The sequence below is a fragment of the Streptomyces sp. NPDC003300 genome (assembly GCF_040610915.1).
Lineage (GTDB): Bacteria > Actinomycetota > Actinomycetes > Streptomycetales > Streptomycetaceae > Actinacidiphila.
Genome location: NZ_JBEXNE010000020.1, coordinates 53,721 through 72,443 on the forward strand (window position 1 = coordinate 53,721; position 18,723 = coordinate 72,443).

The window sequence follows — 18,723 nt, forward strand, 5'->3', positions numbered from 1 at the left end:
AGGTATGCCTTCCACAGTCCTCACGTCAAGGGCGAGGGCAGCGGTCATCGCTGCCGCGTGCATCGGGCTCGGGCTCGCCACCGCGTGCGCGCCCTCCAACGACGGCTCCGGCGGTGACAGCGGCGCGGCCGACTCCGGGCAGAGCCAGGACGTCAGCCAGTTCGTCACCGCGGTGCAGGCCGCGCAGAAGGGTCCCGAGTCCTTCGCGGGACCGACCGACAAGCCGGTCACCGTGCCCAAGAACATCAAGGTCGCGATCATCCCGTGCGGTGTCGCCATCGGCGGCTGCAACACCCCCGCCGAAGCGGTCAAGGGCATCGTGAAGACCCTCGGCTGGAAGCCCACGATCTACGACGGCCAGTCCAACGCCCGTACCCAGAACAACATGATCCTCAACGCCGTCTCCAACCGGGCCGATGTGATCGCCACGGTCTCCATCGACTCCAAGCTCGTCCAGCAGGGCCTGGAGGCAGCCAAGAAGGCCGGGATTCCGGTGATCTCGATGAACAACGGCACCGGCTCCCCCAACCCCAAGCCCGAACTGGAGCCCGGCCAGATCGACTTCGACCTCGACGTGGCACCCGACTACGGCGCCAACGGCCGGATGCAGGCGGACTGGGTGATCGCCGACTCCAAGGGCACCGCCGTGGTCCAGCCGGTCATCACCAGCGAGTACCTGTCCAACACGGTCACGTACAACGCCTTCGTCGCCGAGATGAAGAAGTGCGCGGCGTGCAAGGTGCTCAAGCCGGTCAACTTCACCACCGACGAGATCGCCTCGGGCGCCCTGGGCACCCGTACCGTCTCGACCCTCCAGCAGCACGCGAACGCCACCTACGTCTACACCGGCTTCGACGCCGCCGCCGCGGCGGAGGTCAACGCGATCAGGCAGGCCGGTCTCGGCGCCAAGGTCAAGCTGGTCAGCGCGGTCGGCGACCCGATCAACCGGCAGTTCATCCGCGAGGGCGACATCCAGGGCGCGACTGTCATCGAGATCCCCTCGCTGTACGGCTACGCGACCGTCGACCAGATGATCCGCACGGTGCAGAAGCAGCCCGCCGTCGAACCGGCCAACGAGGGCGCGATCACGGTCCTGCTCACCAAGGACAACATGATCGGCAACAACGACCAGTGGAAGCTGCCGTTCGACGTCGCCGCCGAGTACCACAAGCTCTGGGGCACGAAGTGACCACCCGGGCAACCGATGAGGTCATGGCGGCGCGCTCGCTGTGCAAGACCTTCGGTGCCACCCAGGCCCTGTGGGACGTCTCACTCGGCCTGGTCCCCGGCGCGGTGCACGCGCTGGCCGGGGCGAACGGCTCGGGCAAGTCCACCCTGATCAAGATCATGAGCGGGGTGTTCGGCCCGGACAGCGGCCACCTGCTGGTGGACGGCGCCCCGCAGGAGTGGTCGTCGCCGATGGACTCCCGCGCGGCGGGCGTCGGCGTCGTCCACCAGGAGGCGCCGCTGGTCGACACGCTCAGGGTCGCGGACTGCGTCGCGCTGCTCGGCGGCTTCGAGGGCGTCCCCGCCCTCGGGCTCAGCCACCGGGCGCTGGTACGGCGCGCGCAGCGGCTGCTCGACGAGCACGAGGTGCCGGTCGACGCCCGTACCACCTGCGCCGAACTCGGCCCCGCCGACCGGGCGATGGTGTCCCTCGCCGTCGCCACCGGACAGGGCAGCCGCATCCTCATCCTCGACGAGGTCACCGCCTCGCTGCGGCAGGACGACGCGGAACAGGTCCTCGGCCTGGTCCGCAGGCTCGCCGACCGGGGCACGGCGGTCCTCATGGTCACCCACCGGATCGGCGAGATCACCCAGTACGCCGACCGCCTCACCGTGCTGGCGGCCGGCCGTACGCAGTACGAGGGACCGTCCGCCGAGGTCAGCGCGGCCCGGATCATCGAGTACATGCTCCCTGAGCAGCGGCTGGCCGCCGAGCAGGCGGCCGGGGCCGGGCACCGCAAGGAGCCCGCCGCCCCCGGCTCCCGCGAGGCGTACGGCGAGGGGGCGCCGCCCGTGGACGGCGCGGACCGGACTCTGATGGAGGTCCGCGGGCTGACCGGCCACCGGCTCGACCCGCTGGACCTCGACATCCGCGCGGGCGAGATCGTCGGCGTCACCGGCCTGCCCGACTCCGGCGTGGACGAACTGCCGTATCTCCTCGCGGGCGGCGTGCCGCCCCGCTCGGGCACCGTCCGCTTGCGGGGGTTCGAACCCACCCGCGCCTGGACCGCTTCCACCGCCCGCAGGCAGGGCGTGGCGCTGCTGCCCAGGGACCGGCTCTCGCACGGCGGCGTCGCCGTCCTGAGCGTCGCCGACAACATCGCGCTCCCCTCGCTGCGCCGCTTCTGGCACCGCGGGTCGGCGCTGCGCGAGGCGATCGGCCGGGTGATCCGCGAACTCGACGTACGGCCGCGCGACCCCTCCGCCTCCCTCGGCAGCCTCAGCGGCGGCAACCAGCAGAAGGTGCTGCTCGGCAAGTGGCTGTCGACCGACCCGAAGGTCCTGGTGCTCGACGAACCGACCAACGGCGTCGACCCGGGCGCGCGGCTCCTGATGTTCGAAGCGGTCAGGAAACGCGTGGACCAGGGCATGGGCGCGGTCCTGTTCTCCTCGGAGTTCGAGCAGCTCACCGCGTACTGCGACCGGATGGTGGTGCTGCGCCCCGGCGCCGGGGCGCAGGAGATCCCCGTCCCCGACAACCCCGTCAAGCTGGCCAGGATCGTGGCGAGTCCACAGGAGGACGGTCCGAGATGAGCAGAGAAGATCTCGACACAGCGAAGCCCGACGCGCTGACCGGGGGCGCCGTGACCGCCGACCGGCAACCGGCCGTCGACCGGCAGCCGATTGCCGGGCGGTCCCACGGCGCCGGCCTCCTGCGTACGATCGGCGAAGCCCTCATCCAGCGCTACGCCCAGATCGTGCTGCTGGTGGTGCTGATCGTGGTGTTCAGCATGGCCACCCCCAACTTCGCCACCCGGCAGAACTGGACCTCGCTGCTGGTCAGCCAGTCCGTGATCGCGCTGATGACGCTGGCGGTGCTCTTCCCGCTGATCGTCGGCGAGTTCGACCTGTCGGTCGGCTATCTGCTCGGCTTCTGCGCGATGCTCGGAGCCTATCTGACCGGCCAGGGCTGGCCGGTGACCGCGGTGTTCCTCGCGATGGCCGGCTGCGGGGTGGTGGCCGGTGCCTGGAACGGTGTGCTCAACGTGGTGTTCGGCATCAACTCGTTCATCGCGACCCTGGGCATGGGAATCGTGCTCTCCGCGATGACCCTGATGCTCAGCAACGGCGCCATCCTCACCACCGTTCCCGGCCTGGCCAAGACCCTCGGCCGCGGCTACGCGGTGCAGGTCGCCTGGGCGGTGTGGATCGTCGCGATCGTGGCCGTCATCTGCTTCTACCTGCTCCAGCACACCCCGGTCGGCGCCCGGCTGTACGCGATCGGCGGCTCCGAGCGCGTGGCGTTCCTGGCCGGTGTGCGCACCGGCCGGTACAAGATCCTCGCCTTCGGCTGCGCCGGCGGGCTGGTCTCGCTGGCCGCCGTGCTCCAGCTCGGCCAGGCCGGTTCCGTGACCCCCAGTCTCGGCCCCGACCTGCTGCTGCCCGCCTACGCCGCCGCGTTCCTGGGCGTCACCACCTACCGTCCGGGCTTCTACAACGTGCCCGGTGTGATCGTCGCGATCCTGCTGCTCGCCGTCGGTTTCAACGGCTTGAGCCTGCTCGGCGTCCCGTTCTGGGTGCAGCCGCTCTTCAACGGCCTCGCCCTGCTGGTCGCCGTCCTCGCCGCGCGCTTCGTCGCCCGCCGCAGGACCGGTGAACGCCGGGGTCCGGCATGACCCGCCCGTCCGGTCGGCCGCTGCCCCACCCCCTCTCGAAAGGACACACGATGACTGACGTCCCCCATCCGCTCCTGGTCCTGGCCATGGACCACCGGGCGGTGATGCGCGGGCTGTTCGGTGACGCGGTGCCGGCCGCCGAACGCCGGGAGGCGTTCGGCCGGGTGAAGGACCTGGCCTTCGACGCGCTGGTCCGCACGATCGCCGAAGGCGGCACCGACCCGGCCAACCTCGGGGTGCTGATAGACGAGGAGTACGGCGAACGGACCATCCCCCGCGTACGGGAGGCCGGTTGCTGTTTGGTGCTGCCCGTCGAGGAGAGCCGGTCCTCGGTCTTCGACATCAACACCGGCGAGTTCGTCCTCACCGGCGGCGACGACTTCGCCGCCCGCCTGGACGCGCTCGGCCCGGACATGGTCAAGGCGCTCATCGTGCACAACCCCGAACTGCCCGCCGGGCGCAGGGCCCGGCAGACCGCCCGCGCCCGCCAGGTGCTCGACTGGTGCCTGGCCAACCGGCGGCCCTTCATGCTGGAGATGCTGGTCCCGCCGACCGACGCGCAGCTCGCCGCGGAAGGCGGCGACAAGGAGTGCTGGCAGCGCGCGCACCACACGGAACTGCTGCTGCGGACGGTCTCGGAGTACCAGGACGCGGGCGTGTGGCCGCACGTGTGGAAGCTGGAACCGCTGGCCGCCGAGGCCGACTACGCGGTGGTCGCCGGCCACTGCCGGGCCGGGGCGCCGTACCCGACCTCCCTGGTGCTGCTCGGCGGCGGCGCGGACATGGACGCGGTGGCGGAGTGGGTGCGGCAGATCCGCGGGGTGGACGGCTACATCGGCTTCGCCATCGGCCGCAGCCTGTGGATCGACGCCTTCGACGGCTATCTCCGCGGGGACCTCGACGAGGAGCAGGTGGTCGCCTCGATCGCCGGCCGGCTGCGACGGCTGGTCACCGCGTACTCCCTCGGAGAGGACGTGCCGAGCGCGGCGCGCTGACCGGACCGTGCCGTGGCCGTACGGACGGGCGCGCGACCGGTAGACAGGACAAAGCGGCGGATTCCGGATCTTCGGCTGAGGAGGCTGTGATGGCAAGGACGGCATGCGTCGTCGGCGTGGACATCGGCACCACCACGGTGAAGGTGTGCGCCACCGACGAGCGCGGCCACGAGCTGGCGGTGGTCAGGGCCGACACCCCGTGGCGGCTCGCCGCCGGGACGACGGTGCTCGGGCACGAGGACCTGTCCGGCGCGCTGGACGGCCTCTTCCGGCAGCTCGCCGACCGCCTGCCCGGCCGCCACGCGCTCGCCGTCGGCTTCGCGGGCATGGCCGAGGCGGGGTACGCGCTCGCCGCCGACGGCACACCCGTCGCACCGGCCGTGGCCTGGTTCGACACCAGCGGGGCGGACGAACTGGCCGCTCTCCTCGCTGAACAGGGCGACGGCTTCACCGCCACCACCGGCCTGCGGCCCACCACCCGCGCCTCGGCCGTCAAGGTGGCGTGGCTGCTGCCCCGGCTGGACGGACGGTCGGCGTCGTCCGCCGGGCCCCGGACGGTTACGTCCACCGCTTCCGGTACGAGGTCCGGCCCGGCCGGGAAGGCCGTGAGCTGGTTGAACGTACCGGAGTGGGCCGCCCATTGGGCGGGCGGCCGGGCCACCGCCGAGTGGTCGCTCGCCGCGCGCAGCGGCTTCATGGACGTCACCGCCCGCGAGTGGTGGAAGCACGGCGTGGACCGGGCGGGGCTCGACCCCGCCGCGATGCCGGAACTGCTGCCCGCCGGGTCGCCCACCGGCACCGCGCGGGCCGGTCTGCCGCTGGTCGGCGGCGCGGTCGTCACCGTCGCGGGCCACGACCACCTGGCGGGCGCGATCGGCGCTGGGGCCGTACACCCCGACGACTGCTTCGACAGCCTCGGCACCGGGGAGGCGCTGATCCGCTCCCGGCCCGCCGCCAAGGACCCCGGCCCGCTGACCCGGGCGGTGGCCGCCGGATTCGAGCGCGGCCCGCACATCGTCCCCGGCCGCGACTACCTCTTCGGCGTCCTCGGCACCGGACGCCTGCTGCGCGCCCTGCTCGACGACCGGCTCGGCGCCGAACGGACCCTCGCCGACGTCGACGCGCTCGGCAGGGCCGCGGCCCGCCTGCCCGCGACCGGCCGCGCGGCCGAATTCGCCGTCACCCTCGGCAGCGCGGCCCGGCCGATGGCCCCGCTCGACCCGGCCGCCGTGGTGGCCGCCCTCCACGGACTGCCGGACGCCGAGGCGTGGGCCGTCCTGGTCGAACTGACCTCCTGGCGCTGCCGCGACGCGATCGGCCTGCTCGACGCGCTCGGCGGCCCCGGCAACGCGCTGATCGCCGCGGGCGGCTGGTACACGTCCGGCTACATCAGGGCCGTCCGCGCCCGCGTGCTCGGCTCGGTCCGGCTGCCCGTCGGCGCCGAGGCCGGCGCCTGCGGCGCCGCCCGGATGGCGGCGCTGGCCTGCGGACTCATCCCCGACCTCGGCACCTGGATCGACGACTGGACGGAGTTCACCGCATCATGAAGTCCCACCCCATCACCGGGCACACCCGGATCTACGCGCACTTCGCCGACCCGGTGGCCCATGTGCGCACGCCCGAGGTGATGAACCGCTTCTTCCGCCAGCGCGGCATCGACGCGGCCGTGGTGCCGTACCAGGTCGGGGTCGAGGACCTGGCGCAGGCGGTCGCCGCGGCGCGCGCCTGGAAGAACCTGGCGGGCATCGGGGTCACCATGCCGCACAAGGAGCACATCGCCGGGCTGCTCGACGACCTCACCGAGGACGCCGTCAGGGCCGGGGCGAGCAACGTCATCCGCAGGCTGCCCGACGGGCGGCTGCTCGGCGGGCAGTACGACGGCCCCGGCCTGGTCGCGGGGCTGCGCGCGCACGGGGTGCGGCTGGAGGGCGCGCGGGTGCTGCTGCTCGGCGCGGGCGGCAGCGCGCGCGCCGTCGCCATGGCGCTGGCCGCCGCGGGCGTCTCGCACCTGGCCGTCCGCAACCGGACCACCGCCCGCGCCGTCGCCCTGGCCGAGCAGGTCGGCCGCCACTACCCGGCCGTGCGCTGCGAGGTGCGCGAGCGGGACTCCGCCGCCGACGTCGACGTCCTGGTCAACACCACCTCGGTCGGCATGCACGCCGCCGATCCGCTGCCCGTCGACCTCGCCGCGCTCAGCCCCGCCACGGCCGTCAGCGACATCATCATGAAGCCCGCCAGGACCCGGCTGCTCGACCACGCGCGGCGCGCGGGATGCACGGTCGTGCCCGGCGTCCACATGCTCCTCCACCAACTCGGGCCGACCGCGGACTTCCTCGGCCTCGAACCGACCCTCGAACCCTCCGGCGAACCCGATCCGCCGGACCTCACCGATCCGCTCGCGCACGCGAGCGATGCCGCGGAGGTGGCGTGATGCGTGCTCTCACCCTGCGGGGCGCCCATGACGCGGCGCTCGGCGAGACCGACGAGGAAGCGCTCGGCGCCGACGACGTACGCGTCGCGGTCGCGCGGGTCGGCCTCTGCGGCTCGGACACCCACTTCTACGCGCACGGGCGGATCGGCGCCTTCCGGCTCACCGGGCCGCACGTGCTCGGCCACGAGGCGTCCGGCACCGTCCTGGAGACCGGTGACCGGGTGACCGACCTCGCCCCCGGCGACCTGGTCGCCGTCGAACCCGGCCTGTGGTGCGGCCGGTGCCGCGAGTGCCTGGCCGGTACGTACAACCTCTGCGCGCGGATGCGCTTCCTCGGGATGCCGCCGCACGCCGGGCTGGCGCGCGAGCGCGTGGTGCTGCCGCGCCGCGCGGTGCACGCCGTCCCCGCCGCGATGACCGCGACCCGGGCGGCCCTGCTCGAACCGCTGTCGGTGGCCGTATGGGCCGTCGGCCGGGCCGCCGTACTCCCCGGCGAGCAGGTGCTCATCGCGGGCGCGGGCCCGATCGGCACCCTGGTGGCGCGGGTGGCCCTGGCCGAGAAGGCGGGCCGGGTGATCGTCGCGGACGTCGACGAGCGCCGACTGGCCCGGCTCGCGCACTCCACGCCCGGTGTGGAGACCGCTCACGTCGGCGCCGACCCCGGCACCGCCTTCCAGGACGTGGCCGCCGACCTCGACTGCTACCTGGAGTGCTCGGGCGCGCCCACCGCGCTGGACGACGGGATGACCCGGCTGCGGCCGCGCGGCCGGGCCGTACTGGTCGGAGTGCCCGCCGCGCCGACGATCACACTGTCGTCCACCCTGATCCGCTACCGCGAACTCACCCTCACCACCGTCCACCGCTACGCCCACACCTGGCCGCGCGCCATCGAGCTGGTCTCCAGCGGCGCGGTCGAGGTCGACGACCTGGTCTCCGACCACTACGCGCTGGAGGAGGGGCCGAAGGCGCTGGCCGACGCGGCGGCGGGCAGGGTGGCCATGAAGGCCATGATCTCGGTGGACGCGTCATGACCGGCACGCGGGGCGAGGAGCCCGACGGGGGCCGGGCGGACGGGACATCCGGTGCGGCCTCGGCTTCGACGGCCGGGGTTTCCGGTACGTCGGACGCGGCCGACTCGGTTTCCGGTGCGTCGGACGCGTACGACTCGGCTTCGGGTACGTCGGCCCTCACCCGCACCGCCGAGGCCGTCGTCGGCGAACTGGGCGCCGTGGCGCGGCAGACGCCCGAGCGGGTCAGGGACGCTGCCGCGCTGGTGACCCGGGGCCGGGTCTTCTCGCTCAACTGGGACCTGGCCCTGCCCGACCCGCCGATCCTCGGCAGGGGCCGCCACACCCACACCCGTATCGACCTCGGCAACGGCTTCGACGACCGCCTCGACTCCTTCTACCCGCAGGGGTCCTCGCAGTGGGACGGGCTGGCGCACGTGCGCGGCCCCGACGGCACCTATTACGGCGGCCACCGGGCCGCCGACATCGCGGCGGCGGCGGGGCCGCTGGGCATCGAGCACTGGGCGCGGCGCGGCATCGCGGGCCGCTTCGTCCTGGCCGACCTGGTCGGACATGGGCGGCACGGCGGCGACTGCTCCCGCCGGGTCGCCTACACCGCGGCCGACGTGACGGCCGCGCTCGCCGCGCAGGGCACCCAACCGCGGCCCGGCGACGTCCTGTTGCTGCACTTCGGCTGGACGCGCTGGTACGAGGGGCTGGACCGGGCGGCGCGCGAGGCGCTGGCGGCGGAGGGCTTCTTCGCCTCGCCGGGCCTGGCCGTCGATCAGGAGACCAGACGGTGGCTGCGTGGCCTGGAGCTGTCCGCGGTCGCGGCCGACTGCCCCGCGGTGGAGGCCATGCCGTTCGACATGAGCGGGCCCGAGACCTTCCTGCACCACACGCTGATCGCCGAACTGGGGCTCGCGGTGGGCGAGTTGTTCGACCTCGCGGCCCTGGCCGAGGACTGCGCCCAGGACGGCGTCCACGAGGGGCTGTTCACCGCGGCCCCGCTCCACCTCACCGGCGCGGCGGGCTCCACCGCCAACGCCCTCGCGCTGAAGTGACGCGGGGACCCGTACGACCCGAAGGAGCTGACGGCGCCGGGGCCACCGGGGCCACCGAGGACCTGACGCCACCGACGATCCGACGTCACCGAGGACCCGACGCCACCGACGACTTCCGACGGCCCCAACGGCCTTGAGAACCACAGGAGATGACCGACAGCATGGACGTCCTGGAGATTCAGTCCCTGGTGGGCGGGCGATGGACCGGTGACCCGACGGCGGTACGGGACAATCCGGCCGTCCCCGGTCAGCGGGTCAGCCTCAGCGCGGACCTCGACGCCGCCACCGTGGAGCGCGCGCTGGACGCCGCCCACGCCGCCGCCCGCGACTGGGGACGCACCCCGGCCCCCGCCCGCGGCCGGATTCTGGAGCGGGCCGCCGCGCTCCTCGACGACCGCGCGGACGAGGCCGCCCGGGACATCACCCGCGAGGAGGGCAAGACCCTCGCGGAGGCGCGCGGCGAGGTCGCGCGGGCCGCCGACATCCTCCGCTTCCACGGCAGCGAGGGCTGGCGGATCGGCGGCACGACGTACCCCTCGGCCGCGGGCACCGACCTGGTCTACAGCCGACGCGAACCGCTGGGCGCGGTCGCGGTCATCACCCCCTGGAACTTCCCGATCGCCATCCCCGCCTGGAAGTCCGCGCCCGCCCTGGTCAGCGGCAACGCGGTGGTGCTCAAACCCGCCCAGATAGCCCCCGCGGGCGCCTGGCACCTGGCCAGGGTGCTCCAGGAAGCCGGCCTGCCCGACGGGGTGTTCACCCTGCTGACCGGCTCCGGCGCCCGGATCGGCGCCCAACTCGTCGCGTCGCCGCGGATCGACGCGGTCACCTTCACCGGCTCGGTGGGCGTCGGCGCGGGCATCTACACCGCCGCCGCGCCGCGCCGCATCCGGGTGCAGCTCGAACTCGGCGGCAAGAACGCCGTCGTGGTCTGCGACGACGCCGACGCCGCGGTGGCCGCGCGCATCGTCGCGGCGGGCGGCTTCGGCCTCACCGGCCAGGCGTGCACCGCGACCAGCCGGGTGATCTGCCTGCCGGGCGTCAAGGACGCCTTCCTCGACGCCCTGCGGGAGGAGGCCGCGGCCTACCGGCCCGGCGACGGACTGACCGACGGCGTACGGATGGGCCCTGTGGTCAGCGGCGCCCAACTCGCCACCGATCTGGGCTACGTGGACAAGGCCCTGGCCGAGGGGGCCAGGACCGTGGTCGGCGGCGCGGCCCCGGACGGCCTGCTGCTCGGCCCCACGGTGCTGACCGGCGTGCGGCCCGCCGACACCGTCGCCCAGGAGGAGGTCTTCGGCCCGGTGGTCGCGGTGCTCGACGCCACGGGCCTCGACCAGGCCATCGACCTGGTCAACGACTCCCGCTTCGGCCTGACGGCCGGTGTGGTCACCAACGACCTGGACACCGTGCACCGGTTCAGCTCCGAGGTGCGGGCCGGAGTGATCAAGGTGAACCGGCCGACCAGCGGGGTCGAGCTGAACGTCCCCTTCGGCGGGGTCGGCGACTCCTCCACCAACACCTACCGTGAGCAGGGACAGACCGCTGTGGACTTCTTCACCTGGACCAAGAGCGTGTACCAGGCGTCAGCGCCCGGCAGCGCGTCATGACCGGCCCGCGGGCGGGCGCGGAGGGGAAGCCGCCACGTCCGCGGGCCCGGGGGGAGGCCGACCGGCCGCACCAAGGGGGGAGCGGCCGGTCGGCCCAATGTCCTGGCCAACGAATGACCTGGCCGACGAATGACCTGGCCGACGAGTGACCGGACGCGCGTGCGCCGCCGCGCCCGACACGGCGCGCACCGGCGAAAACGCGCGGCCGACCGCGCAGGCGACGGCGCGCGGGCGCCGTACATCCACTCGGACGAGCGGGTGCACCGCGGCGCGTGGGAGCCGGTCTGCCCGGCCGAGGCGGTCTACTACGAGGACGGGCCGCCCGACGACCGGGACTCCGCCGCGTGACGGGGTCGCCGGGTGGCGCCGAAGAGGTGGGCGGGACCGGTACCGACGCCCCGCCGGCCGCGGGGTGCCGCCGTCGTGGTGACGGCGGCGGGACACGACCTCGCGGCGACGACCTCGTGGCCCCGCCGTCCGGACGCGGCGGGGAAGCGACGACAGGAACGGAACGAACGCGATGGACAAGCCGAACGCACCCCACGGGCCGGGCGACGCGGCGGGCGGCGCCCGCCGCCTGCGCGAACTGCTCGGCCCCAGCGTGCGGTTGGACGCGGGCACCCGTGCGCTGTACTCCTCCGACGCGTCCAACTACCGGGTGCCCCCGGTCGCCGTCGTGCGCGCGGAGTCGGCGGCGCACGCCGTCGACACCGTCGCCCACTGCCACCGGCTCGGGCTGTCCGTGGTGGCACGCGGCGCCGGAACCTCGGTCGCGGGCAACGCGATCGGCCCCGGCGTCGTCCTCGACCTCACCGCGCTCGACGCGGTCGCCGAGATCGACCCCGAGCGCCGTACCGCGACCGTGGGCGCCGGTACCGTCCAGGCCCGCCTCCAGCGCGAGGCCGCGCCGCACGGCCTGCTGCTCGGACCCGACCCGTCGACCGCGGACCGCTGCACCATCGGCGGGATGATCGGCAACAACGCCTGCGGCGCACACGCCGTGGCCTGGGGCAACACCCGTGACAATGTGGTGTCCGCCCGGCTGCTGCTGGCCGACGGCCGCCAGGTGACGGCCGATCAGCACGGTACGTCGGACGCGGAGTTGAACACCCGGCTGCGGCAGACGGCCGACGCGCACCTGGCCGTCCTGCGGACCGAGTACGGCCGCTTCCCGCGCCAGGCGTCCGGCTACGCGCTGGACGCGCTGCTGCCCGAGCGCGGCTTCGACGTGATGAGTTCGCTGGTCGGCTCGGAAGGCACCCTGGCGCTGGTGCTCGACGCCACCGTACGGCTGGTGCCCGGGCCCGCCGCCCGCGCGCTCGCGGTGCTCGGCTTCCCCGACATGCCCTCCGCCGCCGACGCGACCCCGGCGCTGGTGGCCCTGGGCCCGCTGGCCGTCGAGGGCATGGACCGGCGGCTGGTCGAGGTCGTGGTCCGCCGTAAGGGAGCCGCCGCCGTGCCCGCGCTGCCGCGCGGCGCGGGCTGGCTGCTGGTGGAGACCGGCGGCGCGAGCCTCGCGGAGGCGGAGCACGCGGCCCGCGCCGTACTGGCCGCGTCCGGCGCGGTGGACGGCCAGGTGGTGACCGACCCGGGCCGGATCGCCGCGCTGTGGCGGATTCGTACCGACGGGGTGGGCCTGGCGGGCCGCACGCCCGGCGGGGCCGACGCCTGGCCCGGCTGGGAGGACGCCGCCGTACCGCCGGAACGGCTCGGGGCCTACCTGCGGGACCTGGACGCGCTGCTCGGGCAGCACCACTACGACGGCCTGCTGTACGGGCACTTCGGCGACGGCTGTGTGCACGGCCGCTTCGACTTCGGTCTGCGGGACGAGGGCGGCGCGGCCCGGATGCGGGCGTTCCTCGAGGACGCCGCCGACCTGGTGGCCGCGCACGGCGGCTCGATGTCGGGCGAGCACGGCGACGGCCGCGCCCGCGGCGAACTGCTCGCCCGGATGTACTCGCCCGCCGCGCTGGGCGCCGCCGCCGCGGTCAAGGCGGTCTGGGACCCCGGCGCCCTGCTCAACCCCGGTGTGCTGGTCGACCCGGCGCCGCTCGACGCCGACCTGCGGGTCCGGCCGCAACTGCCCGTCGTCACCGGCGCGTTCGCGTACCCGCACGACTCCGGCGACCTCACCCGCGCCGTCCACCGCTGCGTCGGGGTCGGCAAGTGCCGCGCCGACCTCACGACCTCGGGCGGCGCGATGTGCCCGTCGTACCTCGCGACGGGGGAGGAGCGGCACTCCACCCGCGGCCGGGCCCGGCTGCTCCAGGAGATGATCAGGGGCGACCTGGTGGACGGCGGCTGGGCCGACCCGGCGGTGCACGAGGCACTGGACCTGTGCCTGTCGTGCAAGGCGTGTTCGAGCGACTGCCCGGCGGGCGTCGACATGGCCACGTACAAGGCGGAGGTGCTGCACCAGCGCTACCGGCGCAGGCTCCGCCCGGTGACGCACTACTCGCTGGGCTGGCTGCCGCGCACCGCCGGGCTCGCCACCCGGCTGGCCGGTGTCAGCAACGCGCTGCTCGGCAACCGGTGGGTCGGCGCGCTGGTCAAGCGGCTCGGCGGGATCGACGGACGGCGCGGGCTGCCCCGCTTCGCCCGCCACACCTTCCGGGCGTCCTTCCGCGCCGACCGCGACGCCCGCGCCGACCGCGACGCCCGAGGCCCGCGCACGTCCCGCCCCCGCGTGCTGCTGTGGGTGGACAGCTTCACCCAGTCGTTCTCGCCCGAGGTCGGCACGGCGGCCGTTCGCGTACTGGAACAGGCCGGATACGCCGTTGAGTTGACCGGCCGTCAGGTCTGCTGCGGACTGACCTGGATCTCCACCGGCCAGCTCGACGGCGCACGCCGACAACTGCGCCGTACGTACACGGCACTTGAACCGGCCGTCGCCGACGGTGTGCCCATCGTCGGCCTCGAACCGTCGTGCACGTCCGTGCTGCGCCGGGACGGCGTCGAGCTGCTGCCCGACGACCCCAGGGCGCGGCGGGTGGCCGATCTCACCGTCACCCTGGCCGAGTTGCTGATCCGTACGCCCGGCTGGAGCCCCCCGGACCTGTCGGGCGTCCGGACCGTCGCCCAACCGCACTGCCACCAGCGGGCGGTGATGGGCTGGCGGGCGGACGAAGAACTGCTGCGCACGGCGGGCGCCGACGTCACGGCGGTCGGCGGCTGCTGCGGGCTCGCGGGCAACTTCGGTGTGGAGCGCGGCCATTACGACGTCTCGGTGGCCGTCGCGCGGACCGCGCTGCTGCCCGCGCTGGAGACGGCGGAGCGCACCGGCCCGGTGCTGGCCGACGGATTCTCCTGCCGCACCCAGATCGACGACCTCGCGGCCGGCGCCGGAGCGGTCCACCTGGCCCAACTGCTCGCGTCCGCGCTCGACGAGTCCGACGGCCGGGCGGTGAAGGACGGCGACGACGGTTAAGACGGTTAAGGGGGGACGGTCAGGGGGGCGACGGTTGTGCGGGCGACGCCGTGACGACGTCAGACCGGCTCGGCCACCTGCACCTCAAGGCCGGCGCCGCGCAGTTCCGCGAGCTGCGTGGCGCTGATTCCCGAGTCGGTGATCAGCAGGTCGGGGCCGTCCACGGGCGCGAAACGGGAGAACAGCGCGGTGCCGATCTTCGAGTGGTCGCACAGCACCACGACCCGCCGGGCGGAGGCCATCATCGTCCGCTTGACGGCGCTCTCGGAGACGTCCGAGGTGGAGAAGCCGTGGTCCACCGTTATCCCCGAGGTGCCCAGGAACGCGACGTCGACCTTGACCTCGTCCAGCGCCCGCAGCGTCAGCATCTCGACCTCGGCGAGCGTGTCGTTGCGGACGCGCCCGCCGGTCGTGTAGACGGCCGCGCCCGGCTTGCCGGTCATCGTGACGGCGACGGGCAGTGAGTTGGTCATCACCACCAACTGCGGCCCGCCTGCGTAGAGATCGGCGAGCCGTCCGGTGGTGCTGCCCGCGTCGATGAGCACCGCGCCGCCGGTCGGCATGTGCGCGAGCGCCGCCGCGCCGATCGCCGTCTTCTCCTCGGCCATGATCCGGGTGCGCTGGGCGAGACCGGGGATGCCGTGCTCGTTGTCCAGCAGGATCGCGCCGCCGTGCACCCGGCGCAGCGCGCCGGTCTGCTCCAGCTCCACCAGGTCCCTGCGCACCGTCTCCGCGGTGACCTGGAACCGCTCCGAGATCTCCACGACGGTCAGCCTGCGCCGCTCCCTGAGCAGTTCCACCAGGGCCCGTCGGCGCTCGGTGGGGAACGCGGGCCTGGCCTCCTCGGCAGCGCGGTCATCGGCTTCTGGCGTCACCGTCCAGACCTTAGACCATCACCCCCTCGGGGACAGGGACAGCCGGCCGGTCGAGGCGGCGGCTGAAACGGTGGCCGCGGCGGCGGCTGAAGCCGCGGTCGAAGCGGTGGTCGAGGCGGGCTCAGTCCTGGGCCGCCAGGGCCGCCACGATGCGGTCGAGCGCCGTCAGATCGGCGGCCGACAGAGCGCTCAGCGACTCCGGCGGGGCGCCCATGATGGCGTTGGCGCGATCCGCGGCGGCGTGGCCCTCGGCGGTGGCCGTCACGATCTTGGAGCGCCGGTCCGCGGGGTGTTCGTGCCGCTCGACCAGACCGCGCTTGGCGAGGTCGTCCACCACCAGCGTCGTGTACGGGCGGTCGGAGGAGAGCTCGGCCGCCAACTCGCTGAGCCGGGCGGGAGAAGCGGCGACCCGGCGCAGCACCTTGACCCGGAAGAAGCTCATGCCCAGCGCTTCCGAGGTCTCCTTGCGGCGCTCGTTGCGCTCCAGTACGTAGGCGCGCAGATTGCGCCAGATCCGCTCGGCGGTGGCATCGGCCGCGTCCGCCGGGCCGGTCGCGTCCGTACGGCCGGTCTCCCCGCCGCCGGAGACAGCGTCAACGGTGACAGCGTCGGCCGAGACAGCGTCAACGGAGACAGCGTCGGCGGAGGCCGTACGACCGGCGGAGACCGTAGGACCGGAGACCGTACCGACGGAACTCGTGGCTTCTGGCGTCGTCGTCATGAGGTGCTCACCGGGATTCGGGGGGTGTCGTCTTCTTCGGGCACGAGCAGATCGGCCGCGCGTTCGGCCGTACCGCGGGCCCAGCGTCCGGTGGTGAGCGTACCGATGAGCAGGACGGAGGCGCCGCAGCCCGAGATGATCCACCAGGCGGTGGTCGGCATTCCGGCGGCCAGTGCGGCACCGATCACGGCGACGCCCAGCGACTGGCCGATCTGGCGGCTGGTGGACGCCACGGCCGCCGCGACCCCGGCCTGGGCGCGGGGCATGCCGGACACGGCGGTGTTGGTGATCGGGGCGTTGACCAGGCCGAAGCCGATGCCGAACAGGACGTAGGAGGTGAACAGCAGAGCGTTGGACGACTCGGCGTCCAGCACCGCGAAGATCACGCCGCTGGCCGTCATGGTGAGACCGGCGAGCACCAGCGGCAGGCGCGGGCCGCGCGAGGCGACCAGCCGCCCGGACAGCGGCGCGAAGACCAGGCACATCACGGCCATCGGCAGCATGTAGAGCCCGGCGTCGAGGGCGGACAGGCCCCGGTCGTCCTGGAGGTAGAGGGTGTTGAGGAAGAGGAAGCCGCCGAGCGCGGCGAAGCCGCTGACCGCGATGAGGGTCGCGCCGCTGAAGGGCGCGCTGCGGAAGAAGCGCACGTCGATCAGCGGGTCGGTGCGCCGCTTCTCGTACCGCGTCAGGCCGAGCAGCGCGAGCATCGTGACGACGAAGCAGCCGACGATCAGCGGGGAGGTCCAGCCCGCGCCCGAGCCCTCGATGATGCCGTAGGTGAGCGAGCCCAGCAGCGCGATGACCAGCACCTGGCCGACCGGGTCGACGCGGCGCGGCCGGGGCGCGCGGGACTCGGGGATGTAGCGCGAGGTGAGGATCAGGGCGAGCACGCCCACCGGCAGGTTGATCCAGAAGATCGACCGCCAGCCGACGGTCTCCACCAGCGCGCCGCCGACGATCGGTCCGGCCGCCATGCTGATCCCGACGACACCGCCCCACACGCCGATGGCGCGGGCCCGTTCGCGGGCGTCGGTGAAGGTGTTGGTGATGATCGACATCGCCACCGGGTTGAGCATGGAGCCGCCGACCGCCTGGATCATCCGGAAGGCGATCAGCCAGCCGAGACCGGGCGCGAGGCTGCACAGCAGCGAACCGAGCGTGAAGAAGACCAGCCCGATCCGGAAGATCTTCTTCCGGCCGAGCCGGTCGGCCGTGGAGCCGGAGAGCAGCAGCAGTGAGGCGATCACCACCAGATACGCGTCGATCGTCCACTGGAGGCCGGAGACGGAGGCGTGGAAGTCCCGCCTCATCGACGGCAGCGCCACGTTCAGGATCGTGTTGTCCAGGCTGACGATCAGCAGGCTCATGCAGCAGATCCCCAGGATGAGCATCCGACGCCGGTGCGTCAGCTCAGGCATGCGTCCGGGCTCCTCTTGTCGGTTCTTGGCGCTCGTCGCCGGTACGGGGGCGGCGTCATAGGTGCTGACACCAACGATTGTACGACCAGAATCATTTTGATCGTACAACCAATCTCGGCCGAGGGCCGTGCGCGAGTACGCGACAATGGACGGCATGACCGCTGACGCCGCCACGCTCACCCGCCCGGAAACCCTCCGGATCGGCCCGCACGCCGTGTGGCCGCCGGTCGTGCTCGCCCCGATGGCGGGCATCACCAACGCGCCCTTCCGCACGCTCTGCCGCGAGTTCAGCGGCGGAAAGGGGCTGTTCGTCAGCGAGATGATCACGACGCGCGCGCTGGTCGAGCGCAATGAGAAGACCATGCACCTCATCCACTTCGACGCCTCGGAGACACCGCGCTCCATCCAGCTCTACGGTGTCGACCCGGCGACCGTCGGCAAGGCCGTGCGGATGATCGTGGACGAGGATCTGGCCGACCACATCGACCTCAACTTCGGCTGCCCGGTGCCGAAGGTGACCCGCAAGGGCGGCGGGTCCGCGCTGCCGTTCAAGCGCAATCTGCTGCGGGCGATCCTGCGCGAGGCGGTCGGCAACGCGGGCGACCTGCCGGTCACCATCAAGATGCGCAAGGGCATCGACGACGACCACCTCACGTATCTCGACGCGGGCCGGATCGCGGTGGAGGAGGGTGTGACGGCGGTCGCGCTGCACGGCCGCACGGCCGCCCAGCACTACGGCGGCACCGCCGACTGGGACGCCATCGCGCGGCTCAAGGAGCACGTGCCCGAGATCCCGGTGCTCGGCAACGGCGACATCTGGTGCGCGGACGACGCGGTGCGGATGATGCGGGAGACCGGCTGCGACGGTGTCGTGGTCGGCCGGGGGTGCCTCGGGCGGCCCTGGCTCTTCGGCGACCTGGTCGCCGCCTTCGAGGGTGGCGCCGCGCCCGCCACCCCCGACTTCGGGCAGGTCGCGCGGGTGATGCGGCGGCACGCGGAGCTGCTGGGGGAGTGGAGCGGGGATGAGGCACGCGGTGTCGTCGACTTCCGCAAGCACGTGCCCTGGTACACCAAGGGCTTCTCGGTCGGCTCGGACGCGCGCCGGGCGCTGGCCACGGCCTCGTCGCTGGCCGAGATGGACGAGCACCTCGGCGGCCTCGACCTCACCCAGCCCTGGCCCGCGCACGCCGACGGCCCGCGCGGCCGTACCGCCCCCGGCAAGCGGGTCGTCCTCCCGGACGGCTGGCTCAACGACCCGTACGACTGCGCCGTGCTCACGGAGGACGCCGAATCCGACACCTCGGGCGGCTAACCGTCCGGGAACGCCGGCCGC

General features: G+C 73.5%; 14 protein-coding genes and 1 pseudogene. 12 read left to right on the plus strand and 3 right to left on the minus strand.

Features of this window, described 5'->3' with window-relative positions; all coding sequences use genetic code 11:
* Positions 1-4: 4 nt before the first annotated feature.
* The 11 genes and pseudogenes from ABZX65_RS25965 to ABZX65_RS26015 all read left to right on the plus strand — a co-directional run bounded on the left by ABZX65_RS25965 (position 5) and on the right by ABZX65_RS26015 (position 14,376).
* Positions 5-1,189 carry a substrate-binding domain-containing protein gene (locus ABZX65_RS25965; protein ID WP_355344581.1) on the plus strand — a complete coding sequence of 395 codons (1,185 nt, stop codon included), beginning with the start codon at positions 5-7 and terminating at the stop codon, positions 1,187-1,189.
* Positions 1,186-2,760 carry a sugar ABC transporter ATP-binding protein gene (locus tag ABZX65_RS25970; RefSeq protein ID WP_355344584.1) on the plus strand — a complete coding sequence of 525 codons (1,575 nt, stop codon included), beginning with the start codon at positions 1,186-1,188 and terminating at the stop codon, positions 2,758-2,760. Before ABZX65_RS25965 ends, ABZX65_RS25970 begins: the two co-directional genes overlap by 4 nt.
* Positions 2,757-3,842: an ABC transporter permease gene (locus ABZX65_RS25975; RefSeq protein ID WP_355344587.1), complete on the plus strand. Its 1,086-nt coding sequence runs from the start codon at positions 2,757-2,759 to the stop codon at positions 3,840-3,842. The genes ABZX65_RS25970 and ABZX65_RS25975 overlap by 4 nt, the downstream gene beginning before the upstream one ends.
* A gap of 50 nt (positions 3,843-3,892) precedes the next feature.
* Positions 3,893-4,837, plus strand: coding sequence for a 2-deoxy-5-keto-D-gluconate 6-phosphate aldolase domain-containing protein (locus ABZX65_RS25980; RefSeq protein ID WP_355344590.1), 945 nt, complete (start codon positions 3,893-3,895; stop codon positions 4,835-4,837).
* 89 nt (positions 4,838-4,926) lie between these two features.
* On the plus strand, positions 4,927-6,384 hold the full coding sequence (locus ABZX65_RS25985; protein ID WP_355344593.1) for an FGGY family carbohydrate kinase: 1,458 nt from the start codon (positions 4,927-4,929) through the stop codon (positions 6,382-6,384).
* Positions 6,381-7,268, plus strand: coding sequence for a shikimate dehydrogenase (locus ABZX65_RS25990; protein ID WP_355344596.1), 888 nt, complete (start codon positions 6,381-6,383; stop codon positions 7,266-7,268). The genes ABZX65_RS25985 and ABZX65_RS25990 overlap by 4 nt, the downstream gene beginning before the upstream one ends.
* On the plus strand, positions 7,268-8,299 hold the full coding sequence (locus ABZX65_RS25995; RefSeq protein ID WP_355344599.1) for an alcohol dehydrogenase catalytic domain-containing protein: 1,032 nt from the start codon (positions 7,268-7,270) through the stop codon (positions 8,297-8,299). The genes ABZX65_RS25990 and ABZX65_RS25995 overlap by 1 nt, the downstream gene beginning before the upstream one ends.
* Entirely contained in the window at positions 8,296-9,339 is a 1,044-nt protein-coding gene (locus ABZX65_RS26000; RefSeq protein WP_355344602.1) for a cyclase family protein, read from the plus strand. Before ABZX65_RS25995 ends, ABZX65_RS26000 begins: the two co-directional genes overlap by 4 nt.
* 149 nt (positions 9,340-9,488) lie before the next feature.
* Complete coding sequence (locus ABZX65_RS26005) at positions 9,489-10,949, plus strand: aldehyde dehydrogenase family protein (RefSeq protein WP_355344605.1); 1,461 nt, start codon at positions 9,489-9,491, stop codon at positions 10,947-10,949.
* Between the two features lie 219 nt (positions 10,950-11,168).
* Positions 11,169-11,279, plus strand: a pseudogene (locus ABZX65_RS26010) (ferredoxin); the annotation flags it as partial.
* Between the two features lie 190 nt (positions 11,280-11,469).
* Positions 11,470-14,376, plus strand: a complete 2,907-nt coding sequence (locus ABZX65_RS26015; RefSeq protein WP_355344608.1) for an FAD-binding and (Fe-S)-binding domain-containing protein — start codon at positions 11,470-11,472, stop codon at positions 14,374-14,376.
* A gap of 59 nt (positions 14,377-14,435) precedes the next feature.
* On the opposite strand, the gene ABZX65_RS26020 is transcribed toward ABZX65_RS26015, so the two are convergent.
* The 3 genes from ABZX65_RS26020 to ABZX65_RS26030 form a co-directional block, all read right to left on the minus strand.
* Positions 14,436-15,251 (minus strand): DeoR/GlpR family DNA-binding transcription regulator, encoded by an 816-nt coding sequence (locus tag ABZX65_RS26020; RefSeq protein WP_355344611.1) that lies wholly within the window; start codon positions 15,249-15,251, stop codon positions 14,436-14,438.
* 121 nt (positions 15,252-15,372) lie between these two features.
* On the minus strand, positions 15,373-15,972 hold the full coding sequence (locus tag ABZX65_RS26025) for a MarR family transcriptional regulator (RefSeq protein WP_355344614.1): 600 nt from the start codon (positions 15,970-15,972) through the stop codon (positions 15,373-15,375).
* On the minus strand, positions 15,969-17,390 hold the full coding sequence (locus ABZX65_RS26030) for an MFS transporter (RefSeq protein WP_355344617.1): 1,422 nt from the start codon (positions 17,388-17,390) through the stop codon (positions 15,969-15,971). The genes ABZX65_RS26025 and ABZX65_RS26030 overlap by 4 nt, the downstream gene beginning before the upstream one ends.
* Before the next feature lie 154 nt (positions 17,391-17,544).
* On the opposite strand from ABZX65_RS26030, the gene dusB reads away from it, so the two are divergent.
* Positions 17,545-18,702, plus strand: a complete 1,158-nt coding sequence (gene dusB, locus ABZX65_RS26035) for a tRNA dihydrouridine synthase DusB (RefSeq protein WP_355344620.1) — start codon at positions 17,545-17,547, stop codon at positions 18,700-18,702.
* Positions 18,703-18,723: the final 21 nt, after the last annotated feature.